Raw genomic sequence first — 22,614 nt, 5'->3', positions numbered from 1 at the left:
AAAAACAATGCGTTGAGCGTAGCGCAAAGTTCGCGTCACTTCCACAGTCAAAAGGGTGCCGGTGCATGGACGCATGGACGATTCTGGAGCCTTCCCGCTTGATTTCGTGCAGAAATCACGCGATTCTTGACAAGAAAATTTTGAGGTCACGCCATGGATGATACCGCGAAATGTGTTCATGAGGGCGACGGCTCCCGCATTACGAGACTTCTGCGCATGGCGCAGGAGATACGCAGAGAACCGCATCAGACGCAGGAGGCGTTGCGCAGGAAGCTTTGCATAGGGCGCAGTCAGTACTACAAGGACAAGGCGGCCCTGGCCGACGTGGGATTCCGGTTTGAGTTTCACAAGGCAAAGGGCTTTCACATTTTGGAAGACAGGCTGACGCCCATCACCGGTCTGACGTTCAGCGACCGCCTGCTGCTCATGTTTGCTCTGGAGCATCTGGCGGCGGAGGGGGACGGCACGCTTGCGGCGCTGGCCATGGAAACGGGGCGAAAGCTGGCCGGAGGACTGGAGTCTCCCTTCAGGGAGCAGATTCAGAGCAGCTTCGATTCCTGCGTCACGCAGGGCACGTTCGGCGTGAAGCCGGAAGTGCTGGCCGCTCTTCAGCAGGCCGTGCATGAGGGAAGGCGAGTGCGCATTCTTTACACGAGAGCGCTGGACTGGACAAAAAGCTGGCGTGAGATTGATCCGAGGCGTCTCTACATACGGCGCAGAGCCATGTATATGTATGCCAGAACCGTGGACGAGACGCCGCCCGCCTGGAAGATATTCCGTCTGAACCGCATCGAGCAGGTGCGGCCCACGGGCATTTTGTGCACGTGGGACCCCATGGATGACGGAGGATTCGAGGAAAAGCAGCGGAATGCGTTTTCCGGCGTGTTCGGCGACAGGCTTTACGACGTCACGCTGCGCTTTACCGGAGGAGCCATGCGCTATGTGCTTGAGAAGACGTGGCATTCAAGTCAGAAAATTCGTCGCTCCAGCAATGAGCTCATGTTTTCCGTAAGGGTTTCCGATCCGCAGGAGGTGTTGTACTGGGCCAAGCAGTGGGGACACGAGGCTGAAGTCGTAGGCGTGGAACTTGCGGAGGAGTCTGCGGAAGAGCCCAAGTCGTGACGTTTTCCGAATGGGCGGGCCGCAGTGTCCACCATGCGGTGGAACGAGCCATCTTCCATGCTTTTTGCCTGTCCGCTTCGCTGCTATGCTCTCTTCTGAAAAGGACGCTGTCCGATGATTTCGGGAGAGCAAAGGAGCGCGCATGGTTTCGGACATTCAGATCGTGGAAGGGCAGGCCTGCCGGGAAGAAACGTTTCGTCTTCTGTGGGAGGAGCCGGAGACGCTTGCTCTGATGCGGCGGCAGAAGGAGGAATTCTGTCTTGCGGCCGTGCAGCGGAACGGGCTTGTGCTGCGGCACGTTCTGCATCAGACCCCGGCCGTCTGTCTTGCGGCCGTTCAGGAAAACGGTCTGGCACTGCAGTTCGTGCAGAAACAGAGTCTGGAAATATGTCGCGCCGCGGTCATGAGTAACGGCGAAGCCCTTGCCTTTGTGAGAAGTCAGACCCCGGAGCTTTGCGAGCTTGCAGTCAAGCAGACGGGAACGGCCCTGCGTCATGTGCTTCGTCCGACGAAGGAGCTGATCCGTCTGGCCGCATGTTCCGATAAAGGGACGGATTTCATTCCCGAGGGCGCCGATCCTGCCATGTTTCTTGACCATGCCCGATCCGCGGGGCAGGCGCTGCGGCTTCTGGATCATCCGACGGAAGAGCAGTGTCTGCGGGCGGTGACGGCGGAGCCCGATGCGCTCTCCATGCTCGAAGAGAGGGAGCAGACCGAGAGGGTCTGTCTTGCGGCCGTGCGCGGGAGCGGTGCTGCCTTGCGCCTTGTGCTTCATCAGACCCCCGCGGTGTGCCTTGCGGCCGTGCGCGAGGACGGCACGGCCCTGAGATTCGTGCGGAAGCAGACGCCGGAACTTTGTCTGGAAGCCGTGCGGAATACGGGAAACGCCCTGCAGTATGTGCTGCATCAGACGCCCAGGATTTGTCTGGAAGCCGTGCGCTCCATGGGAGAAGCGTTGCGTTTCGTCAGAGACAGGACGCCGGAAATCTGTATGGCCGCCGTGGAGACCGACGGGAATGCCATACGCTTCGTGCCCCGGCAGACGCCTGAGATGCGCCTGGCGGCCGTTCGTCAGAATGTCGAGGCGCTGCGCTGGATGGACGGTGTGGACAGGAATCTTGCCCTTGAGGCCGTGAAGGACGACGGATTCGCGCTTCAGTACGTCATGGAACAGGACGACGAAATATGCCGTGCGGCCCTCAGTCACGGCAACAGCGACGTTCTTCAGTACGTGCACCGTCAGACCATGGAACTGTGTCTCGAGGCGTTCGGAAAGGAATCCTGGGGAATGGGACTTCGCCGGGTGCGCCTGCCGCAGACGGAGCGGCTCTGCCTGAAGGCGGTGCGCGCCAGCGGGGAAAATCTCCGTTACGTTCGCCATCAGACGGAAAGGATATGTCTTTCCGCCGTGAAAAGTTCGGGAGACGCCATACGCTTTGCGGCGCATCCCTCGCGAAGGGTGCGTCTTGCCGCGCTGCGAGGCGAAGGGCTGGCCATACGGTATCTTCCGGACGCATCGGAGGAGGAAAAGGAAGCGGCCGTTCGGGAAAACGGACTGGCGCTGCAATACATCCCCGACGTTTCGGACAGGCTGGAGAAGCTGGCCATGCGGCGGCTCTGGAAAGGATGGGGGCATCCGCTTCGCTTCGTCAGAAAGCAGACGGAGGCGCTCTGTCTTGAGGCAGCAAGATGTTCGGAGGAGGCTCTTGATGCCATGCGCGACAGAGCCATGGCCCGGAGGATCGCGGAAAGGCTGGAGCGGGAAAGAACGGCGCGTGACGAAGGGATAAGCGGGGCGTCGGAACATGGAAAAGGTTGTCGGGGCGAGGACTCCATTCCGGCGTGAGAGGAAGAAAGACGGAGCGACAGAGAAAGGGGAAGGGGCTGGACCCCTTCCCCCTTGTCGTCCATGGGCGAGCCGGTCCGAGGCGTGAGCGGGCCGGCTCGTGCTGCGGCCCGGCGTCCTTTCGCTATTGCTGAGCCGCAGCCGGAGAGGAGGACGTTTTTTCAAATTCCGCGATGGGATCGTCGAATTTGTCCCACAGCCTGGAAAAATGTTCCCGCATGACGGCGCTGGTGAAGGAGCCGTGAGGTCTGTGACCGTGCCATAGGGCCTTGTCGCCCCGCCATTGGGGAAAGGCGGAGTTGACGGCTGCGGCAAGGCTGCGTTCGTCGGGATGCAGGCAGTATTCCGCGTCCATGAGCGTGTTGTCGGCAATCTGATGCCGTACGACCGGACCGTCGGCACGAAGAAACACATAGCTGTGCCTGCCGCACAGACGGGTCAGTCCGGCAAGCAGTCTTTTCATGCGGCGCTCGTGTCTTGCATGGAAGAAGGCCACGATGAGGGAGTCTTCTTCCCCGGTTCCCGCAAGCTCCAGAAACGGGACGTCCGCCAGCCACAGGAGTCCCTTCACCTGCTCATGACGAGAGCCAGTGGAGAGCATTCCCGCCATGTCGAAGGCTCCGGCCTCGCGGAAGGCGGAAGCCCACGGCGCGCCGTCCTGCCAGGCTTCGAAGCTGTCCAGCATCTTGTCCTGTGTCAGCGTGTCCAGGGCGTGGCTGTAATCCATGATCTGATGCCCGGATTCGATGTCGTGCAGCGTGGCCGCTCCCTGCCAGAATGCCCGGGTCAGTCCGGCATCGAGAACGTCGTCGCCGTTGCCGAGAAAGATGTCCCGTTTCGGAGATCGGGCCGCGTCCAGAGCTGCCGGGGTGGTTTCCAGCGTTCTTTCCCCTTCCCCGGGGCAGAAGCAGAAGCCCCGGCCGCCGCCGAAGTCCATGAACGGAAGATGCCCCTCCCTGATATGGCGGGCCTTGCGTTCTTCCCGGGCCCAGGTTTCGTTTCTCCAGGGACGGGGATCGGGGGCCTGCGCGTAGGAGAGCATGATGTCTTTGGTGAATTCCCATGTGCCTGCGTCGGCAAAGCGCGTGTTCCTGCCGAGAAACTGTGCCATCTGAACGGCAGGGAAGACGACGGGATTCCATGCGACGGCATGGATGATGGACGGATGTCGAAGGCTGAGCGCGTAAAAGCCTCCCAGCGACGAGCCCATGATGCAGACGCGGTCGTTCGTCTCATCTATGGCGTCGAGCATCTGGCGTCGCAGAGAAGCGAAGCATTCCGCAAAGGGTCTGGAATAGTCGTATTCCAGACAGATGACCTGTCTGCCGAGAAGACCGGTCAGCGCCTGCCCCGAACGGCTTTGTGCACTGCTGTTGAATCCGTGGATATAAATGAAGCGGTCCATGATCTCTCCCGCGTTGAACGTCTGCGTGAACGGGCTCCGGTTCTCCCATCATCCGGTTCCGGCCCCGGGGAAGTCGTCCATGGCGGAAAGGGCGTCCTTGAGCGCCTGGGAGCCGGATGAGAGGAATGACAGATCGGGCCTTCATGTCATGCCTGTGAGAGACAGTATCAGAAAAAGGACGGACGGGGGAGCGGGGGCAGGCACCTCGTCCACCGCAGTGTGGACGAGCGCGGCATTTTTTTCAGGAAAGCGTCGGAAGACGCACAGGTTTTTCCCGCGCAGATGAAAAGCGGCTGCCGCTGGAGCGTGGAACGGAAGAATGCTGACGGATGCAGGATCGGAACAGGTGCTGCGGGGACGAGAAAGGGCCGAATGTGCCGGACAGGACATTCGGCCCCGGAAGCGCGGGATAATCGGGCATGCGGTCTGACGTGCGGATGCGCGCGTCTGTCGGAGAAAGCGGTTCAGGTGGAACGAGCCGGGACAAGAGAAGAACGCTACCCCCAGCGGCTTGAGCGGCGCACTCTGCCTGCGGGCAGGGTGAGCAGACAGGCGGCGTCCGGCAGTTTTTCCATGAAATTCGCCGGAGAGGGCATGACGCAGAGCGCCGTGGCGAGGGCGTCGGCCTCCATGGCGGAGGAGGCAACCACCGAAGCGCCGGGCAGCGTGGCGCAGCGACCGGTGACGGGATTGATGAGGTGATTGAGTTCGCCTTTTTCCCCGAGGACGTTTTCATAGGAGCCGGACGTGGCCATGGCCTGATTTTTCAGTGTGCGCACGGCGGGGTAGTCGGTGCCTCCGTGGTATTTTTCAGGGTTTTCCACGGCCACGCGCCAGGGGAGCCCCGCCTTGTCTCCGTCGGCCACGATGTCGCCGCCGGCGTTGATGAGAAAGTCCCTGACGCCGAAGCTGCGCATGATGCGGGCCCCCTCGTCCGCGATGTAGCCTTTGGCGATGCCGTCAAGACTCATCTTCATGCCGCCGCGCCTGAAGCGTATGCCGTCGTTTTCAATGGCGACGTTCGTCATGCCGACAAGTTCCGAGGCCTCGTTCATTTCCCGCTCGTTGAGATCGGAAGAGCCTGCTTCCAGGATTTCCAGCAGGGAAAGAACGGTGGGATCAAAGAATCCGCCCGTGACGCGGTGCATGCCTGCGGCCGAACGCACGACGGCAAGCAGAGGCGCGGGAGCGTCGGAGATTCGGCCGGAGGCGTTGAGCTGACCGAGAGCCGAGGCGCCGTCAAAGCGGGTGAGGGCGGCTTCGAGCGAGGCCATGTGTTCAAAGGCTCTGCCCATGGCATCGGAGGCCTGAGTGCTTGAAACGCCGCTGGTCTTGATGGTGACGAAGGTGCCCATCATGAGCCTTGTTTCCGTCATGAGCGAAGGCGTCGCGGCGCGGGCGGCGGAAAAAGGCATGGCGGTTGCGGCGGCGGCCGCGGTCAGACAGCGGAGAAAGAAGCGTCGTGTGAACATGGAAACCTCGCAGAGGCGGCGGAAGAAGCGGTTATACGGCTTTTTGCTGTTCCTTGTTGCAGGACTCGGCCATGGCGGCAATGGCAGCCTGACCGTGCAGGCGCAGGATCTGGCGCGGACAGGCCTTGGCGCAGGCCTGACCGCAGGAGTCTCCGTATTCAAGGCAGAGCTTCTGATTGATCTGAATTCTGTTGTTTTCCATGGAAATGGCTTTGGCGGGACAGGTCTTGACGCATTTTTCGCAGTGAATGCAGCCGACCTTGCACACGTCCATGACGGCCTTGAGCTTGTCCTGCGTGGAACAGGTAATGGCCACCCGGGCGCGCTTGGGAATGAGCTGAAGCACGTTTCTCGGGCAGACTTTCGTGCATTTGCCGCAGCCTATGCACATGGATTCGTTGACCATGACGATGTAGTTTTCGACGTGCAGCGCTTCCGTTATGCATTCCTTCACGCAGTCGCCGAAGCCGAGGCAGGAGAAACCGCACTGATCCGAGCCGTGGTGCAGTGCTGCCGCCGCGGCACAGGAGGGTATGCCCTTGTAGTCGAAGCGCCTTGTTACGTGTCCGGCATTCTTGTCGCAGCGTCTGTAGGCGCACAGCGGCTCCATTTCCGTGGTCAGCTTGCCGGTCAGCGTGCCGATGGCCGAAGCCACCTTGGCCCCGCCCACCACGCAGAGATTGGGCGGAATGGAAGGATCATGGACCACGGCGTTGGCGTAGCCTTCGCAGCCGGCGTAGCCGCAGCCGCCGCAGTTGGCGCCCGGCAGGCTGTCGGTGACCTTTCCTACCATGGGGTCCTCATAGACGGCGAAAAAGCGGGAGGCGACGGCAAGAAGGGCCGCGGCAACGAAGCCGAGTCCGGTAAGAGCGAGTATCGAATAGAGAACCATGAGGACGTCCTTGTGCTGACGATGAAAACCAATCGAAACTGAAGCGGATTCCGCCTAGACCATGCCCTTGAAGGCCATGAAGGACAGGGACATGATTCCCGCCATGATGAGCGCTATGGGCGTGCCGGCCAGAGCTCGCGGCACGCGGCAGGTCTCAAGCCGTTCGCGCACGCCGGCCATGAGCAGAAGAGCAAGCAGGAAGCCCGCGCCCGTGGCAAAGGCATACAGCAGGGAGGACATGAGATCGTACTGCTCCCTCTGCACGAGGAGCGTCACGCCGAGGACGCAGCAGTTCGTGGTGATGAGGGGCAGGAAGATGCCGAGCGAAGCGTACAGCGGCGGAACGGCCTTTTTGAGGAACATTTCCACGAACTGCACGAGCGCGGCTATGATGAGGATGAAGACCAGCGTCTGGAGGTATTCCAGATGCGTGGGCACGAGCAGATATTTCTGTACGAGCCACGTGCACAGCGTGGCCATCACGGTGACGAAGATGACCGACGTGCCCATGCCGAGGGCTACGCCCTTTTCCTTGGAGCAGCCGAGATAGGGGCAGTTGCCGAGGTTCTGGGACAGCACGATGTTGTTGACGAAGATGGCGGAAATGAAAACTTCAAAGACGCTCATGGGCGTTCTCCTTGTCTTCCGGCGGGCGGTTCTCTGTTCTCATGAAGGGAAGGACGGCCGGGATGGGGTCAGTCTTTGTCGCTGCGGCCCATGGCGCAGGCGCGGCAGCCGCCGCAGGGCGAGGGGAGCTCGTCGGAGCCTTCGCGGCTCTTCTTCATGAGCTGACGGTGCGTGCCGTAGTTCATGGCGGCGAGGGTGAGCCCCAGACAGAGGAAGGCGCCGGGCGCCTCCACCATGATGGTGAAGGGCTGGAATCCGTCCCACATGACGGGATGACCGAACCAGGTGCCGGCTCCGAGTATCTCGCGGATGGAGCCGAGGAAGGTGAGCGACATGGTGAAGCCGAGTCCCATGCCCAGACCGTCGGCAATGGCGAGATGCACGGGGTTCTTGGCGGCAAAGGCTTCGGCTCGTCCGAGGATGATGCAGTTCACCACGATGAGGGGCACGAAGATGCCGAGCTGCAGATAGAGCGGGTAGGCGTAGGCCTGCATGAGCAGTTCCACGGCGACCACCAGCGTGGCGGAAATGGTGATGAAGCAGGCGATGCGCACCTTGGAGGGAATGATGTTGCGCACCATGGAAATGAGCATGTTGGACAGCGTGAGCACGAAAAGCACGGCCATGCCCATGCCTATGCCGCTCGACGCGCTCTTGGTGACGGCAAGCACCGGGCACAGGCCCAGAAGAAGCCGGAACGGAGGAAGTTCCTTCCAAAGACCCTTGGTCAGTTCCTGCATGAAGCGGTTCATGGTTCCTCCGTTATTTCCACGTCTCCAGAAGGAGAGGCTTGAGTTCCTTGTAGACGGCAACGGCACTGTCCACCGCGCCCATGACGCCCTTGGAAGAGACGGTGGCGCCGGAAACGGCGTCGATGTCTCCGCCTTCGCTTCTCAGCTTGACGGGAACGGCCTTGCCCGGGAACTGTCTGAGAAATGCGGGCTCCTTGACGCGGGTGCCCACGCCGGCAGTTTCCTTCATGCTGGTTATGCCTATGCCGGCAAGGGTGTCGTTTGCCGTGTTGAAGCCGACGACCACGCCGAGATCGCCGCCGTAGCCGCTGCCGAACTGTTCCAGCGCCACGCCGGTGAGCTTTCCCTTCTTCAGGCAGGGAAAGACGTTGACGGTTCTGCCGTCGGCAAGGGTGAAGGCGCGGCGGTCGTTGATGGGGGAGTTGTCGGCGTCTTTGAAGACGTCCAGTATGGCGGGGCCCTGAACGAAGGTGAGCGCCTGGCTTTCGATGAGGGAAGCCGTGGTCATTTTCAGGTAGGAGAGACAGAAGCCTGCCGTGCCGCAGATGAGCGACAGCACAAGAATCATCTGAACCATGCTTTTCATGCGCGAGTCCTCCCTTCACTGCTGGAAGTCCGCCTGGTCTTTCCGGGACCGGTGCCGAAGGGATGGGACCGGATGAGGGCAAACATGGGAGCAAGCAGATTGATGAGCATGACGGCAAAGGGGGCGCCGTCCGTGTAGATGCCGAAGGTACGGATGAGAAGCACGAGCACGCCTCCGGTCAGCCCGTAAAGCAGCATGGGAAGAGGCCGGTGCGGAGAGCAGGAATCTTCCGTGGCCAGGAAAAAGGCGGCCAGTACGGTGGAGCCGCTGAAAATGTGGAACAGAGGTCCGGCATTAAGCTCGGGATTCGCAAAATGGAGTATCGAAGCGGAAGCGAAGACGCCGATGAGGAAGGAGAAGGGAACTTCCCAGCGGATGATGCCTCTGAGGGCGAGATACATGCCGCCGAGAAAGAGCGCTCCCGACTGTACGGCGCCGAGCCCGCCGAGCTGCCTGCCGAGCATGAGATCGAGCAGGGGAATGTCCGCAACGGCCGCGCCTCCGAAGTACTTGGCTCTCAGAAGCGGATCGATGAGCGTGGTTTGCAGCAGAGAGGCGTTCGGGTCCATGTAGAGAGGAAAGGACACGAATACCAGAGCCCAGCCCACAAGCGTGGCGTTGACCTGATTGGCCCCGTAGCCCCCGAAGGCCATGCGGCCTATGCCCATGGCGCAGACCGAGGCTATGATGACGAGCCACCATGGGGCGGATGCCGGAAGCAGAAAGGCCAGAAGAAGGCCGGTGATGGCGGCGGTGCCGTTGTTCTGGCTGAGCTTCTGCTTCATGAGGATTTGACAGACGGCTTCGGTCACGATGGCGGTCACCACGGAAAGGGCCATGACGCGTGCCGCGGGCACGCCCCACTGGATCAGACTCAGAATGACGGCCGGGGTGAGGGCAAGAAGCGTGTGAATGCTGTTTTTGCGTATGGTGCGCCCGCAGTGCCAGAAGGGGGGCGTGCTGATGGCAAGAAGAATGTCGTTGTTGGAATTGCTCATGTCTGTTCTCTCTGATGTGCTCGCGGTATGCATGGATGTACGACGGGACCGTGCCTATCCCTTGCCGACCGGCTCTACGGGAGTGAGATGCGAGAGACGCTCCTCTTCCTCGAGCCTCTTGACGGCAAGGCGTATGTACTGGAGTACGGGGCGTCGCGCGATGCACACGTAGCCGCAGAGCCCGCAGTCGATGCAGAGCCGGAAGTTTTCCTTCCGGGACATGTTGTATTTGCCGAATTCCGCGTAGCGGCTGAGCATGCGCGGGTCGATGCGCGTGGGACATATCTGGATGCACGCGCCGCAGTTGATGCAGGGGCTGTCGCCTTCGATGGGCGGCACTTCCCCGGCATTGACCACGAAGAAGCCGTAGGCACCCTTGGTGATGCTTCGGTCGAGTCTGTCGAGGCTTTCGCCGCGAAGCGGGCCGCCGCGCAGAATGGTGTCGCCGCTTTTCAGGGAAATGTTGGAAAATTCCAGAAGCTCGCCCACGAGGCTGCCGTTCTTGACGATGTAGTTGGCCCACTCCGTGGCCGTTCCTATGGTGATCACCGTCTCCATGAGGGGAAGTCCCGTCGTGCCCGTGCGTCCGAGGCTCCACACGTTGTGCAGGCCTACGGCCGCGACGTCCGGCGGGGCTTCTTCGCCCGTGACTTCCTTGATGAGCAGCTCGTTCACGCTGTTGGGATAGGTGGGGTCGACTTCCACGGTCTTTATGCCGGAGAAGCGGGCGGTACATCCCGTGGGAACGGCCAGCATGATTTCTTCGGCACGGTGCATCCTGCGTTGCAGCTCGAGTCCCGTACGGATCTCGTCGGCGCTTTCGGTGAGCATGGGTTCCGCCCAGCGCACGCCCGGCTCGGGGTTGAGGGCGTTGACGATGAGCGTTTTCGTCCGACGTCCCAGAGAGCGGGTGTTCACGCCCATCTTCTTGACCGTGTGCACCAGCTCTTCGCCCTCCTGGCCGCTTTTGAGAAGGTCCACGGCTTCAGGCGGATCGGGAAAGATGCCCGGCTCGGCCTGCGAAGGGTCCACGGCGTCCACGAACACGCTGCGGGCGTTGACTTCGGTGATCACCCCGTAGATGGGAGAATGCAGATCGCCCTTTTCCAGAGACGGGTGCTCGGCAAGAAGCATGCCGGGATACACCATGGTTTTTTTCTTGACTCCCGCAACCATGGAAAAGCCTTCACGATTGAGGCGTATTCTCTTGGGGGCGGGACCTGTGCCGAACGGCCTGTGCTCGTTGTAGACAAGACGGAACCGAGGGTCCTTGATCATTCGGAAATATTGCTTCATGGCTGTTCCCCGTCGCTATTTCGTATGGCATTGCGCGCAGTTGTCCACAGGGCCGCCCTGCTTTTCATGGCAGCTTATGCACAGGCCGTGATAGGCCGCCATGACGCCGGGAACGAGTCTCGAGGATTCCGTGTCGTGGCAGGTCGCACAGGGGATGAGCGCGCTCTTGGGGAGCCTGCCCTGTTTCTGCACGTCGCGCGAGGCCGTGGCCGTGTGGCAGCTTGAGCATGAGGTCATGTCGCCTTCGGCAAAGGCTTCTTCATGGCAGCTGGCGCAGCGCGTGTGCACGGCGTTTTTCAGAGAGAGAATGGGGCCCATGTCCGTCTTGCGGTCATGACAGTTCGCGCAGTTCTGAGGCGTGGCCTCTATCTGCGGACCATGATGACAGGCCTGACAGTCGATGTTCAGATCCCTGGTGTGCCTGGAGTGTCCCCACTTCTTGTGGGAGAGCGTCATGTGATGGCACGTCGCACAGGTGGACTGGTCCATCGTGACGGAATGTCCCTTGAAGGAGGCGTCGAATTCCAGCCCGTGACAGGTCCGGCAGCTCTGGCCGGCCTGCCCGGCCGCAAGTGCGTCATGGTGGCAGACCTGGCAGTCTATGCCGAGCTTGTCCGCGTGAGACGCATGGTCGAAGACTACGCGTCCGGCCGTGTTGTTCATCAGGATTCTGTTGGGAAGAGGCTCGGATTTTTCCGGCAGCAGATATCCCCCCACAGCAAGAATCAGCAGAGCACCAGTCAGGATATATGTTACGTTACGCAATGTCTTCTCCCCCTGATTTAGCTTTTTTCATATAATATGTTTCAGGGGATGAGAAGAGGCAAAGATATAAAATTCACGTGAGATTGCTTGCTTTATCAGTATGTTTTCGGGAGCGTCCTCGGCGGACGTGACAAATGAGACAACAGTCTGGATGATAATTTTTATGTTTAATTTCAAATGGTTGATTGCATAATGCGCGGACATTTCAGAGGAGTGTCGAAAAGAGAATGACGAAAAGGGGGCTTCGGAAAGGTCTGCGGAGGAATTCGGAAGAAGGTGCCGGCGCCGCCGGCAAGAGCGCGGAGCCGGACAAAGGGAAAGTATGTTATTATATAATATATTGATATAAATGTATTTATTTTTCAGTCTTGACAAAGACGGGCACTTTTGGATAAGTGAAAAAATTTTTTTGTCGAAACGGCGGAGAGCGGCGGAACGGTGTGGGAAAAAGACGGACCCTGCAGAACCCGGCCGGAACGTTCGCCCCGGAAGGAGAAAGACGGGACTCGATTTTTTCTTTTGTCTCTGGCATGGTCGGCGCAAAGGAGAAAGCATGAAAAAACTGATGATAGCATCCGACATTCACGGCTCCGCACGCTGGTGCGGCAGACTTATGGAATGTTTTGAGCGGGAGGGCGCAGACAGGCTGCTCCTTCTCGGCGACATCCTCTATCACGGTCCCCGCAACGATCTGCCTGAGGAATATGCGCCCAAAAAGGTCATGGCCATGCTCAATGCCGTGCGCGACAGAATTCTTTGCGTGCGCGGCAACTGCGACGGGGAAGTGGATCAGATGGTGCTCGAGTTTCCTATCATGGCGGACTACGCGTTTATTTCTCTCGAGAATGCGGACGTCTACGCCACGCACGGACATCATTATAATGAAAAGACTCCTCCGCCTTTTCCCAAAGGCAGCATTCTGCTTTACGGGCATACCCATGTTCCCGTGTGCAACAGGCATGACGGTTTTGTCGCCATGAATCCCGGCTCCGTGTCCATTCCCAAGGAAGGCAGCGCGCACGGCTTCATGGTATGGGAAAACGGCGCGTTCAGCTGGAAGAATCTGGAAGACGGTTCGACATACCGGCAGGAAACGATTTAGAGCGTTTCGCAACGTGCGGAACCTTCCGGACCGGGCATGCACGTGCGGACGCAGTGAAGTTTGCCTTCCGCTCGGCGGCCTCGCGCCTGCGTGCGATGCCCGAAGAGCATGGAGGTCCCTTCGTTCTGGAAACGTTGCCGCCCTTATGGGGCCGGTGCAGGAAAGCGCGTCGTGTTTCTTGTGGGAATGCGGCGCGCTTTCCTGCGTTCATGTTGCCGGTCCGTAAGCCTCCGGACCCTCGGGAGCCCTTCGCACCGGCCGGATTTCGTCGATGAGGCCTGCTCGTCCGTCGTTACTCCTGCGGGAGTTCGTCGCCGCAGAGAAAGGCGAGCAGAGGTTCGCGTTCGGCCCCGGAAAACCAGCTTTCCACAGGAACGTCGGAGAGCGCCTGTCGCAGGGAGGCGGCGTCGGCGCGAAGTCCGGCAAGAGCTGCTTCCAGTTCCCTGATGTCGCGCAGGGAAAAGAAGTCACCGAACAGACGAAAGCTCGCAATGACGCCGTTTCTGACCTCGAGCAGGCATTCCAGCCGTCCCCAGGAAAAGCGGTGCCGTCGTTTTTCCGTGAAGCGGGGGGACTGGCCCCAGTTCCATTCCCAGCTCCGATAGCGGGAAGCGGCGAGTTCCTCGGCCTTTTCCCGAAGATGCGGGGCGAGCGGACGTTCTTCCTGTGCGCAGCGGCGCGTCATGGCGCTGATGACCATGTCCATGCATGCTTCACGGGACAGGCCGTCGGGCAGAAACTCTCGAAGATTGGCCACTCTGGCTTTGTGAGATGCCACGCCCTTGGAGCGGAATTTTTCCGGATCCACGGCAAGAGCTCCGGCAAGAGCCGAGGTGTCCACGTCCACCAGCACGCAGCCGTGGTGAAGCATGCGCTGTCCCGCGCGTCGCTGCGCCGTGCCCGCCACCTTGCGTCCGTCCACGGTGATGTCGTTGCGGCTCGTGTACTCGGCGTTTATGCCGAGGTCTCTCAGCGCCGCCACCATGGGCCGCATGAATTCCTCAAAGCCGGAAATGCGGTTTTTCTCTACCCACGTGAGGAAGGAAAAGTTGACGTTGCCGAGATCTTGATAGACGGCTCCTCCGCCCGTGGGACGGCGGACCACGTGTATGCCGTGTTCCCGGCAGTAGACGGCATTGACTTCTTCAGCGGTGTTCTGATGGCAGCCTATGATGACGGACGGTTCGTTGCGCCAGATGAGAAAGATGCCGGGATTCTCGGGAGAAAGCGTGTTGAAGAGGGTTTCTTCCAGAGCAAGGTTGAAGGCAGGATCGGTACTTTCCATGCGAAGGGCGTACATGATGACTCCTTTGAGCGTTTTTGTCAGGTGAGAAAAAGGAGCCTCCATGACGTACGCGGAAGAGGTCTGCGTGCAGGCATGGATACCGCGCTTTTTCGCGGGGCGGAATCCTGACGTTCTGAACTTGTCCGCCGGACGGGTCGACTATACGGAGCGGCGGGAATGCGCGCAAGGGGGCGCTTGCTCTTGAGTCGGCCTCGTGGCAGTATGCCGCCAGAAGAACGTCATTCGTTTTTTCAATTTTTACAGACACGAGGAATCCATGGAGCAGCTTTCGTTATTCGACGGTTCCGCGCACAACGGGCATGACCGCGCCGCAGCCCGGGCGGCAAGGCTTCGTCGCGAGATCGAGCGTCACAACCGGCTCTACCATCAGCTTGACGCTCCTGAAATTACGGACGAGGCCTACGATGCGCTCTATCGTGAACTCGTGGATCTGGAGGAGCGTTTTCCCGACCTGAAAACGCTGGACTCCCCGACGCGTCGCGTGGGCGGAGCCGTGCTTCCCTATCTGGAAACCCGTCCGCACCGGGAAAGAATGTACGGACTGGACAACGTTTTTTCCGTCGAGGAATGGGATGGATTCGTTCAGAAGGCGGCACGGGCGCTGCCCGAGGCCGGACCGGACGTCATGGCGGCGTGGTGGGCCGATCCCAAGCTGGACGGGCTGGCCTGCGAGCTTGCCTATGAGAACGGCGTGATGGTGCAGGCGCTCACCCGGGGCGACGGCGAAGTGGGCGAAGTGGTGACCGAGGCCATGCGCACGGTGCGCAATCTGCCGCTCAGACTTCAGGGCAACGGGCCTTTTCCCCGGCGCATAGAAATTCGCGGCGAAGTGCTCATGTTCCGCAAGGAATTCGAGGAGCTGAACAGGCGTCAGACCGAGCTTGGACAGAAGCGCTTTGCCAATCCCCGCAATGCCGCGGCGGGTTCCCTGCGGCAGCTCGACACCAATGTCACGGCAAGCCGGAAGCTGCGTTTTCTTGCCTACAGTCTCGGCGAAGTGGACGCGCCGGGCATGAAGGACTGGGACACGCACTCTTCGCTCATGGCGTCTCTGAAAGCCTGGGGCTTCGACACGCCGCCGGAAGGGCGTCTCTGCCGCAATGTGGATGAAGCGCAGAAATATTATGAACATCTGGAAGCCATACGCGACGATCTGCCCTTTGAAATAGACGGCGTGGTCTACAAGCTGGACAACAGGGAGGCTCAGGCTGCGCTCGGCTTCACGGCAAGGGCTCCGCGCTTTGCCGTGGCGTGGAAGTTCACTTCTCGAAAGGCGGAAACGCGACTCAGAAAGATAGCCATACAGGTGGGGCGGACGGGCGTGCTCACCCCGGTGGCGGAACTTGATCCCGTAAGTCTCGGCGGGGTTGTCGTAAGCCGGGCCACGCTGCACAACGAAGATGAAATACGTCGTCTCGATCTGCGCGAGAACGACATGGTCATCATTCAGCGCGCCGGGGACGTCATTCCCGACGTCATGGGCCCGGTGCTCGAAAAGCGTCCCGAAGGCCTCGAACCCTTTGTCTTTCCCCATGTGTGCCCGGTGTGCGGTTCTCCGGCAAGACGCCTGGAGGGAGAGGCGGCCTGGCGCTGCCTGAACATGGCCTGTCCTGCTGTCATCATGCGCAGCATCGTGCATTTCGTCTCCAAGGCCGGGCTCGACGTGGACGGCGTGGGAGCGAAATGGGTGGAGGCGCTCATAGCATCGGGAAGAGTGAAGAGTCCGGCGGATCTGTTCACCGTGACGAAGGAAGAGCTCATGAGCTATGAGCGCATGGGCGAGGTTTCTGCGGGCAATTTTGTGAACGCACTCGAAGAGGCAAAGCACAATGCCTCGCTGACGCGTTTCATTGCCGCGCTCGGCATACGGCAGGTGGGCGAACAGACCGCCCGCACGCTCTCCGAACATTTTCACGACATGGACGAGCTGGAAAAGGCGGGCGTTGAGGAACTCATGAGTCTGCCCGACATAGGTCCCGAGGTGGCGGGCAGCATACGCGCCTTTTTTGAGACCGAGTCGAACCGAAAACTTCTGGAGCGTTTCAGGGCCATGGGACTGTGGCCGAAGGGCGGCCGCAGAGAGGAGACGGGCGGAGCGCTTTCGGGCCGCAAGGTTCTTTTCACGGGCACGCTTTCCCGTCCGCGCGACGAGTACCGCAGGCTGGCTGAAGCGGCCGGAGCCAACGTGGCTTCGGGAGTGTCGAAGACGCTGGATTATCTCATTGTCGGGGAGAATCCCGGATCGAAGCTGGACAAGGCGAGAACTCTCGGCATCACCGTTCTGGATGAGGAAGGATTCCTTGCTCTGCTGCATGACGACGGCGAAAAATGAATGATGTCGACTTTTGAAAAAGCGTGACGCCGCACTTGCGTGCCGGGGGCTTATTGGCTATGATGGGCCAGATTTTTTTCAGTGTCCTCCCATGGACGGAAGATGTATGGCAGTTGCCGGGGCCACATCCGTGTGCCGGGCTTATGTATCATATGGCCGTGAGGAGATGCGCTGATGAGCGTTTACTTGATCAGGAGATTATGATGAAAACCAGCTCTCGCAATGCCTACCCTGGTAAAATCACTGCTGTTATTCCCGGAAGCCTCAGCGACGAGGTCGAGCTCACGCTGGAAACCGGCGAGAAAATCTACGGTCAGATTTCTCACGCCAGCTTCCAGAATCTTTCCCTTGCAGAAGGCAAGGAAGCGGTCGCTCTCGTCAAGGCCACGGAAATCATGCTCGTTGCCGATGACAATGATTATGAATTTTCCTGCCGCAACCAGTTCACCGGCAAGGTCGTCAAGCTTGTGCGCGGCTTCGTCAACGGCGAAGTGCTCATCCAGACTCCCAGCGGCATGGAAATCAACGCCACCGTTTCTCTGGAAGGCGTGAACCGTCTGCGCCTCGAACGCGGCTGCACCGTCGTGGCCATGTTCAAGTCTCCCAACGTGCTGATGGCCGTCAAGAAGTAAGCGTTATTTCGGACGCCGTCCGTGGCGGAAGAAAGTCCGACCGGGACTTGTTCCGTTAGGGAAATGTTTTGCAGGACATGGAGAGGATATGCCCATGGGCATCCTTTCCATGTCCTGTTTTGTTTTTTTGTTTGGAAGCTCCGGCAAGAAGAGAGGGCTCACAGAACTCCTCCGGACGCTGTCGGCGTTGTTTTTTTTGCATGAAACGGGGAACGAGCGGAGGGAGGCTGGCGTGCAGCGTGGAAACGGACGGAAGTTGCGGCCCGGAGCACGGAGCGGTACAGACTTCCGACGATCGGAACGGGGAATTATTTTTTTCTGAAGCGCAGCAGAAGAACCGAAGTCAGCATGAGGGCATAGCCGAGCAGTTCGCTTGATTCTTCTATGGCATTTTTTGCCGCGCGCCATTCTCCGCCGGGCAGAAGGGTTTTCCAGAGCACGCTCATGCCGAACAGCCGGGAGTAGGTCAGAACGATGACGATGCCCGTGAGAAAGAGAGGGAAATGACGCCATCGGATGAAAACGGCCAGAGAGGAAATCGTTTCGCGCAGGCGGACGGCCGCGCAGGTCAGACAGCCGAAGGCCAGGATGAGGGCGGGCCATTTCCAGAAGCCGTGGGAAATCATGTCGAGAAAGTAGTCCTGTTCCCGTATGAGCATGCAGCCGGTGAGCCCGCCTGCCAGGATGAGCGCGTTGCGCATGTCGGGACAGCGGACGGCTTCACGAAAAAGAAAGAGGGTGCATAGAGAAAGCAGAAGCGTTTGAATGAGCTCAGTAGGGCCGACTTCACTGAAGGGATTGTCGCAGCGTGAGTCCCATACAAAGATTAAGAACAGTACGGCGATGGTCGCGCCCAGCATGAAAAGCAGTTTAAGAGCGCTCGTTATGGTTTTGATGTCGGACAGAACTGCGTCTTGCAATGCGGAAAAGCGGATATTCATGGCTGCCACATGGGTTGAGCCGTCGGCTTCTTTGCAAGCGGACGACCGTTGCCCTCCGAAGAGGGAGAAGATCCATGATATCACTCATCGGGGAAGGAGTTGTCAAGCGTTCATACGGTTAAAGCGGCAGATTTTGCATGATGATGAGATTTTTTTGAAAGAAAATCCGCCGCTCCGTTGCAGGAGGAGCGGCGGATGATGCTCAGAATTTTTTTGCTGCAGCCAGCCGTTGTATGGCCAGCGGAAGAACGATGCCGACGATGCAGGTCACTCCGGCAAGAAGCACCATGCCGTCCAGTGCCGGAGGGAGAGCCGGAAGCGTGCCGTCGTGCCATGGCCATACCGTGCGCAGAGAACCGGCCATGAAGCCGATGAGAACGGCGTTCGTCTGCGAGAGATAACGGCGGAAGCAGGCGGAAAGCACGCGGCTGAAGCTCATGAGACCGCACAGTCCGCCCGCAATGAAGGTAAGCAGCACCGCCATGTCGAGGTGCACCACGGCGGAAAGAATGTAGGCATACTGCCCCATGACCACCAGCATGAAGGAACCGGAAATGCCGGGCAGAATCATGGCGCACAGAGCGATGAAGCCCGCAATGAAGATGCGGGGAAGATCGTGGGAAGCCGTCATGGCTTCCGCCCCGGTGACGAACCATGCTGCGACGGCTCCGGCGGCGAGCAGGGCAATGCCTGAAGCCGGCATGCGCTGGCCCCGCATCATGAGCAGTATGGATGAAATGATGAGGCCGAAAAAGAAGGCCCACAGCGCCTGCGGCCATGCGTGAAGCAGGTACAGCGTAAGACGCGCAAGGCTGAAAATGGACGTGCCTATGCCCAGAAGAAGCGGCAACAGAAAGCCCCACGGAATGCCGGCGAAGGCGGCCTTCCAGCGACCGGTGAAAAGCAGCCGGAAGAACGTGGCGTCAAAGGCCTTGATGCCGTTCAGAAGCTGGTCGTAGATGCCGGTGATGAAGGCTATGGTGCCGCCGGAGACGCCGGGAACCACATCGGCGGCTCCCATGGCCAGTCCGCAGAGAAGGTAGCGCAGCTTTTCTCTCATGCCTTTTCCCCCTTCACCATGCGCACGCGCAGAGGGCGCCGGGCCGGTATGCGGCGATAGTTGACGGTAGGAACGCCCACCATGAGGCCGGCCAGAGGCCTGAGTCCCGGTTTCGTCCCCATGGCCTCGCATACGCCGGCATCGAGCGCGGCGGCGCGCATGACGTATCCGGCCCAGCAGCCGCCGAGACCCATGGTCGGCAGAAGAAGATCGAGCATGGAAACGGCAATGGAGCAGTTGACGATGTCGAGATCGTATTCTCCGCTGGCGCAGGCGAACACGGCGCAGGGAGCTCCCCGGAAAATGGGATCGGCGCCGCTTTCATGGGCACGAACCAGTCCGGCAAGCCGCTTGTCCTGCCGGAAGAGGTTTATGACGCGATCGGCCACCTTGCGGAGCGTGTCCCTGCCTTCCAGCACCAGCCAGCTCACGTTTTCCAGGTTCTTTCCCGTGGGAGCGTATCGGGCCGTGTCCAGAGCCTGAAGCAGCGTCTGTTCCGGGACGGCGGCTTCCTTGAATTCCCGGATGGAACGGCGGCTTTTAATGAGAGCCGTCAGAGCTGCCGTGTCGGGCAGGGGAGAAAGGTGCGGCAGCGTGTCGGGATCGACGTCGTCGAGCCGTACGGCGGCCGAGGGACAGGCGGCGGCACAGTGACCGCAGTGCATGCAGTATTCTTCATGATGGATGCTGATGCCTCCGCTCGTGACGTGGAAGCAGTGAAGAGGGCAGACCCGGGCGCAGAGCCCGCAGCGGACACAACGGCTATTGTCTATGCGTATCATGGCTTTTCCTGGAGGTATGTGCTAAGGAATGTCCGTGCAGCATAGAGGAAAATGCCGGAAAGGGGAAGCGTTCCCCGGCGGTTTTTGCGCGAAGGCTTCCGCCCGGCTTTTGTCTTGTTTTCTGGTCTTACTGCTGCGCTCTGTCCGGGGATCAGGTGCGGCGGACGGGCTCGGCCGACATTTCGCCGTTTGTGCCTCGCCTTCTGTAAAAGGAAAAAGGGATCATGGAATCGTTGACTCTGGTCGTGTTCGGCGCGCTGTTCGCCGTGCTGGGCTTTGTATGGGCGCTTTGCTGTGCCGTGCATGCGCTCCTTCATAAAAAGGATCCTCAGTCGGCGCTTGCCTGGGTGGCCAGCGTCATGCTGCTGCCTTTTCTGGGAAGTCTGGCCTATTCTCTGTTCGGCATCAGCCGGGCCGACAGCCTTGCAGGGCGCCTTCTTGACGAGGCTTCACGAAGGCAGGATTCCTCGGATCGCGTGCTGGATCGTCGCCTGAATGCGGAGGAAGATGTCAATCTCCCCGGGGATTGGGAGGCATTGCGCGTAGGAAGGGCCATCACCGGCCGGCCCATGATGCGCGGCAACAGGCTGGAACTTCTGAAAAACGGCGAAGAGGCCTATCCGGCCATGCTGGATGCCATACGCCGGGCCCGGCACATGGTATGCCTTTCCACCTATATATTCAAAGGCGACGAGACGGGACGCGCCTTTGCCGAGGCCCTCGGCGAGGCGGCGGAGCGGGGCGTCGACGTCAGGCTCATTGTGGACGGATTCGGCGGCATGATCTATTCCCTGCGCAAGCCCTGGCGCAGGCTCGCCGCACGAGGGGTGAAGGTACAGATGTTTTTGCCTCCCCGTCTGTGGCCTCCCATGTTCGCCATCAATCTGCGCACGCATCGAAAGGTGCTGGCCTGTGACGGCAATGTCGCCTTTACCGGCGGCATGAACATAGGCGACCATCATCTTGTGTCCCTGCCGAAGCGAGGCCGCGTGCAGGATATCCATTTTCGCTGCACCGGGCCCGTGGCGGCCAGACTTCAGGAAGCCTTTCTCATGGACTGGGCCTTTGTTTCCAAGCTGCCCACGCCTCCTTCCGGCGTGGAGCCGGAGGAAGCCGGGAATTCCCATTGCCGGCTGGTGTTCGACGGACTTGGAAGGCAGCGGGAAAACATTCATCAGCTTTTGTGCGGGGTGATATCTTCCGCAAGGCATCGCGTGACCATATTCACGCCGTACTTCATTCCTCCCCGTGAGCTGTCGGGGACGCTTGTTGCCGCCGTGCAGCGCGGCGTGCGCGTGGACATCATCCTGCCTGCCAAAAACAACCTTTTCTATGTGCATCATGCCTCCCGTCGCTATCAGCGGCAGCTTGCGGGCATGGGAGTACGCATCTGGTATCAGCCGCCGCCGTTTGCTCATACCAAGCTTCTTCTGGTGGATGACTGGTATGCCCTGTTCGGGTCGGCCAACCTTGATCCGCGCAGTCTTTTTCTTAACTTTGAGCTCAATGTGGAGGCTGCGGACCCTGAGTTTCAAAAGGAGCTTTCCTCCTATGCAGACGAGATACTTTCGCGTTCCCGCAGAATGACTCCGCAGGATTATGAAAGAATGAGTCTTGCCTCATGTCTTTTTGATTCCGTCTGCTGGCTGATGAGTCCCTATATCTGAGCTCGGGAAACATAACGAAACAATATGAAAGACTTTTCCTGTTGACTTCACAGACGAATCACGTATCTGTGTATCATACGATACCCGAAGCTTTTCAAGGAGTTTTTCATGTCGCTGTTTGATATCCTGAATTCCTCAGAACTCAAGTCTGCACTCGGTACCTTTGCGGATAAGGCCAGAAACGCCGCGTCCGACGCAACGAGCCAGGCGCCCGGCGGCCTGGGAGGTCTGCTTGGAGCCGGAGCGCTCGGCGCGCTGATCGGCGGATTCGTTTCCAAAAGCGTGCTGAAGGACGCCGCGCTTGTCGGCGCGGGGGCCGTTGCCTGGAACTTTTATCAGAAATGGAGTCAGGGCAGAGAGCAGAGCCGGAGCGAGCATGGCGGTGGAGAGAGAACCTCGGCGCTGCCTTCCGTTTCTGCGGGAGCCTCCGTGGCGGCAACCCCTGACGCCACGGCCATGCTCATGCTTCGCGCCATGGTCTATACGGCGAGGGCGGACGGCCATGTCGACGCCACGGAGCAGGGACGCATTCTCAGGCTTGTTGAACAGATGTTTCCCGGACAGAGCATGACCGCCGTCATGAATGCTCTGATGACCGAACCCATTGATCCGTCAAGGCTGGCGGCGGAGGTCCGCTCGCCCGAACAGGCAGAGGATCTGTATCGGCTTTCCTGCCTTATCGTGGACGTGGATCATTTCATGGAAAAAAGCTATCTCGACGGGCTGGCCCGTGCCTTGCATCTTTCCGAGGCGCGCAGGGCGACGCTTGAACAGGAAGTCTCGCAGGCCAGACAGCAGTTACTGCCCGGATAACGGATGAAACAAACAAAGGGAACGACATGTCGTTCCCTTTGTTTTTCGTCGTTAGAGTCCGGCGTTCTTCCGACACAGAAGGTGTGGACTGAGAAGAGGGGACTGCCACGGGGGGAGGACGGCGGCAGGAGAGACGCCGCTCTTGATGAAGGCCAGGAAAAGAGTCTTTGGGGGCGGAACGTTTTGCCGCGCTGACGTGGCGGCGGACAAGGACGATG

The 22,614-nt window shown here is 59.8% G+C and carries 20 protein-coding genes; 7 read left to right on the top strand and 13 right to left on the bottom strand.

What is annotated here, in order from left to right:
* Positions 1 to 153 precede the first annotated feature (153 nt).
* On the top strand, positions 154 to 1,122 hold the full coding sequence (locus QZZ60_RS00475; protein WP_295636279.1) for a WYL domain-containing protein: 969 nt from the start codon (positions 154 to 156) through the stop codon (positions 1,120 to 1,122).
* A 142-nt stretch (positions 1,123 to 1,264) separates the two neighbouring features.
* Complete coding sequence (locus tag QZZ60_RS00470; RefSeq protein ID WP_295636277.1) at positions 1,265 to 2,968, top strand: DUF4116 domain-containing protein; 1,704 nt, start codon at positions 1,265 to 1,267, stop codon at positions 2,966 to 2,968.
* A gap of 124 nt (positions 2,969 to 3,092) precedes the next feature.
* Here QZZ60_RS00470 and QZZ60_RS00465 read toward each other — a convergent pair whose 3' ends face one another.
* The 9 genes from QZZ60_RS00465 to QZZ60_RS00425 all read right to left on the bottom strand — a co-directional run bounded on the left by QZZ60_RS00465 (position 3,093) and on the right by QZZ60_RS00425 (position 11,659).
* Positions 3,093 to 4,373 carry a YqiA/YcfP family alpha/beta fold hydrolase gene (locus QZZ60_RS00465; protein ID WP_295636275.1) on the bottom strand — a complete coding sequence of 427 codons (1,281 nt, stop codon included), beginning with the start codon at positions 4,371 to 4,373 and terminating at the stop codon, positions 3,093 to 3,095.
* A 497-nt stretch (positions 4,374 to 4,870) separates the two neighbouring features.
* Positions 4,871 to 5,845, bottom strand: a complete 975-nt coding sequence (locus tag QZZ60_RS00460; protein WP_295636273.1) for an FAD:protein FMN transferase — start codon at positions 5,843 to 5,845, stop codon at positions 4,871 to 4,873.
* A 31-nt stretch (positions 5,846 to 5,876) separates the two neighbouring features.
* A complete protein-coding gene (gene rnfB / locus QZZ60_RS00455; RefSeq protein ID WP_295636271.1) occupies positions 5,877 to 6,737 on the bottom strand; it encodes an RnfABCDGE type electron transport complex subunit B in 861 nt (286 codons plus the stop codon).
* Positions 6,738 to 6,791: 54 nt separating this feature from the next.
* Complete coding sequence (locus QZZ60_RS00450; protein ID WP_295636269.1) at positions 6,792 to 7,364, bottom strand: RnfABCDGE type electron transport complex subunit A; 573 nt, start codon at positions 7,362 to 7,364, stop codon at positions 6,792 to 6,794.
* A gap of 68 nt (positions 7,365 to 7,432) precedes the next feature.
* A complete protein-coding gene (gene rsxE / locus QZZ60_RS00445) occupies positions 7,433 to 8,116 on the bottom strand; it encodes an electron transport complex subunit RsxE (protein ID WP_295636267.1) in 684 nt (227 codons plus the stop codon).
* A 10-nt stretch (positions 8,117 to 8,126) separates the two neighbouring features.
* A complete protein-coding gene (gene rnfG / locus QZZ60_RS00440; RefSeq protein WP_295636265.1) occupies positions 8,127 to 8,702 on the bottom strand; it encodes an RnfABCDGE type electron transport complex subunit G in 576 nt (191 codons plus the stop codon).
* The gene (locus tag QZZ60_RS00435) at positions 8,699 to 9,700 is read right to left on the bottom strand and encodes an RnfABCDGE type electron transport complex subunit D (RefSeq protein ID WP_295636263.1); all 1,002 of its coding nucleotides are present in this window, start codon (positions 9,698 to 9,700) and stop codon (positions 8,699 to 8,701) included. The genes rnfG and QZZ60_RS00435 overlap by 4 nt, the downstream gene beginning before the upstream one ends.
* 54 nt (positions 9,701 to 9,754) lie before the next feature.
* Positions 9,755 to 10,996, bottom strand: a complete 1,242-nt coding sequence (locus QZZ60_RS00430) for a 4Fe-4S dicluster domain-containing protein (protein WP_295636261.1) — start codon at positions 10,994 to 10,996, stop codon at positions 9,755 to 9,757.
* A gap of 15 nt (positions 10,997 to 11,011) precedes the next feature.
* Entirely contained in the window at positions 11,012 to 11,659 is a 648-nt protein-coding gene (locus QZZ60_RS00425; RefSeq protein WP_295636259.1) for a cytochrome c3 family protein, read from the bottom strand.
* Positions 11,660 to 12,314: 655 nt separating this feature from the next.
* On the opposite strand from QZZ60_RS00425, the gene yfcE reads away from it, so the two are divergent.
* A complete protein-coding gene (gene yfcE / locus QZZ60_RS00420; RefSeq protein WP_295636257.1) occupies positions 12,315 to 12,863 on the top strand; it encodes a phosphodiesterase in 549 nt (182 codons plus the stop codon).
* 292 nt (positions 12,864 to 13,155) lie between these two features.
* Here the strand turns inward: yfcE and QZZ60_RS00415 are convergent, their stop codons facing one another.
* A complete protein-coding gene (locus QZZ60_RS00415; RefSeq protein WP_295636256.1) occupies positions 13,156 to 14,163 on the bottom strand; it encodes a lipoate--protein ligase in 1,008 nt (335 codons plus the stop codon).
* A gap of 262 nt (positions 14,164 to 14,425) precedes the next feature.
* Here QZZ60_RS00415 and ligA point away from each other — a divergent pair, with 262 nt between their 5' ends.
* Both ligA and QZZ60_RS00405 read left to right on the top strand, forming a co-directional pair.
* The gene (gene ligA, locus QZZ60_RS00410) at positions 14,426 to 16,501 is read left to right on the top strand and encodes an NAD-dependent DNA ligase LigA (RefSeq protein ID WP_295636255.1); all 2,076 of its coding nucleotides are present in this window, start codon (positions 14,426 to 14,428) and stop codon (positions 16,499 to 16,501) included.
* 203 nt (positions 16,502 to 16,704) lie between these two features.
* The gene (locus tag QZZ60_RS00405; RefSeq protein ID WP_295636253.1) at positions 16,705 to 17,133 is read left to right on the top strand and encodes a TOBE domain-containing protein; all 429 of its coding nucleotides are present in this window, start codon (positions 16,705 to 16,707) and stop codon (positions 17,131 to 17,133) included.
* Between the two features lie 308 nt (positions 17,134 to 17,441).
* On the opposite strand, the gene QZZ60_RS00400 is transcribed toward QZZ60_RS00405, so the two are convergent.
* The 3 genes from QZZ60_RS00400 to QZZ60_RS00390 all read right to left on the bottom strand — a co-directional run bounded on the left by QZZ60_RS00400 (position 17,442) and on the right by QZZ60_RS00390 (position 19,916).
* Entirely contained in the window at positions 17,442 to 18,074 is a 633-nt protein-coding gene (locus QZZ60_RS00400; protein ID WP_295636251.1) for a hypothetical protein, read from the bottom strand.
* Positions 18,075 to 18,276: 202 nt separating this feature from the next.
* Positions 18,277 to 19,134: a DUF368 domain-containing protein gene (locus QZZ60_RS00395; RefSeq protein WP_295636249.1), complete on the bottom strand. Its 858-nt coding sequence runs from the start codon at positions 19,132 to 19,134 to the stop codon at positions 18,277 to 18,279.
* The gene (locus QZZ60_RS00390; protein WP_295636247.1) at positions 19,131 to 19,916 is read right to left on the bottom strand and encodes a nitroreductase family protein; all 786 of its coding nucleotides are present in this window, start codon (positions 19,914 to 19,916) and stop codon (positions 19,131 to 19,133) included. Before QZZ60_RS00390 ends, QZZ60_RS00395 begins: the two co-directional genes overlap by 4 nt.
* Positions 19,917 to 20,140: 224 nt before the next feature.
* Here QZZ60_RS00390 and QZZ60_RS00385 point away from each other — a divergent pair, with 224 nt between their 5' ends.
* Both QZZ60_RS00385 and QZZ60_RS00380 read left to right on the top strand, forming a co-directional pair.
* Complete coding sequence (locus tag QZZ60_RS00385; protein ID WP_295636245.1) at positions 20,141 to 21,583, top strand: phospholipase D-like domain-containing protein; 1,443 nt, start codon at positions 20,141 to 20,143, stop codon at positions 21,581 to 21,583.
* Positions 21,584 to 21,691: 108 nt separating this feature from the next.
* The gene (locus tag QZZ60_RS00380; RefSeq protein WP_295636243.1) at positions 21,692 to 22,396 is read left to right on the top strand and encodes a DUF533 domain-containing protein; all 705 of its coding nucleotides are present in this window, start codon (positions 21,692 to 21,694) and stop codon (positions 22,394 to 22,396) included.
* Positions 22,397 to 22,614: the final 218 nt, after the last annotated feature.

It is taken from the genome of uncultured Mailhella sp. (genome assembly GCF_905187505.1).
Classification (GTDB): Bacteria; Desulfobacterota; Desulfovibrionia; order Desulfovibrionales; family Desulfovibrionaceae; genus Mailhella.
Note: the sequence above shows the minus strand (reverse complement) of the source record. Positions and strands in the feature narration are given on the sequence as shown.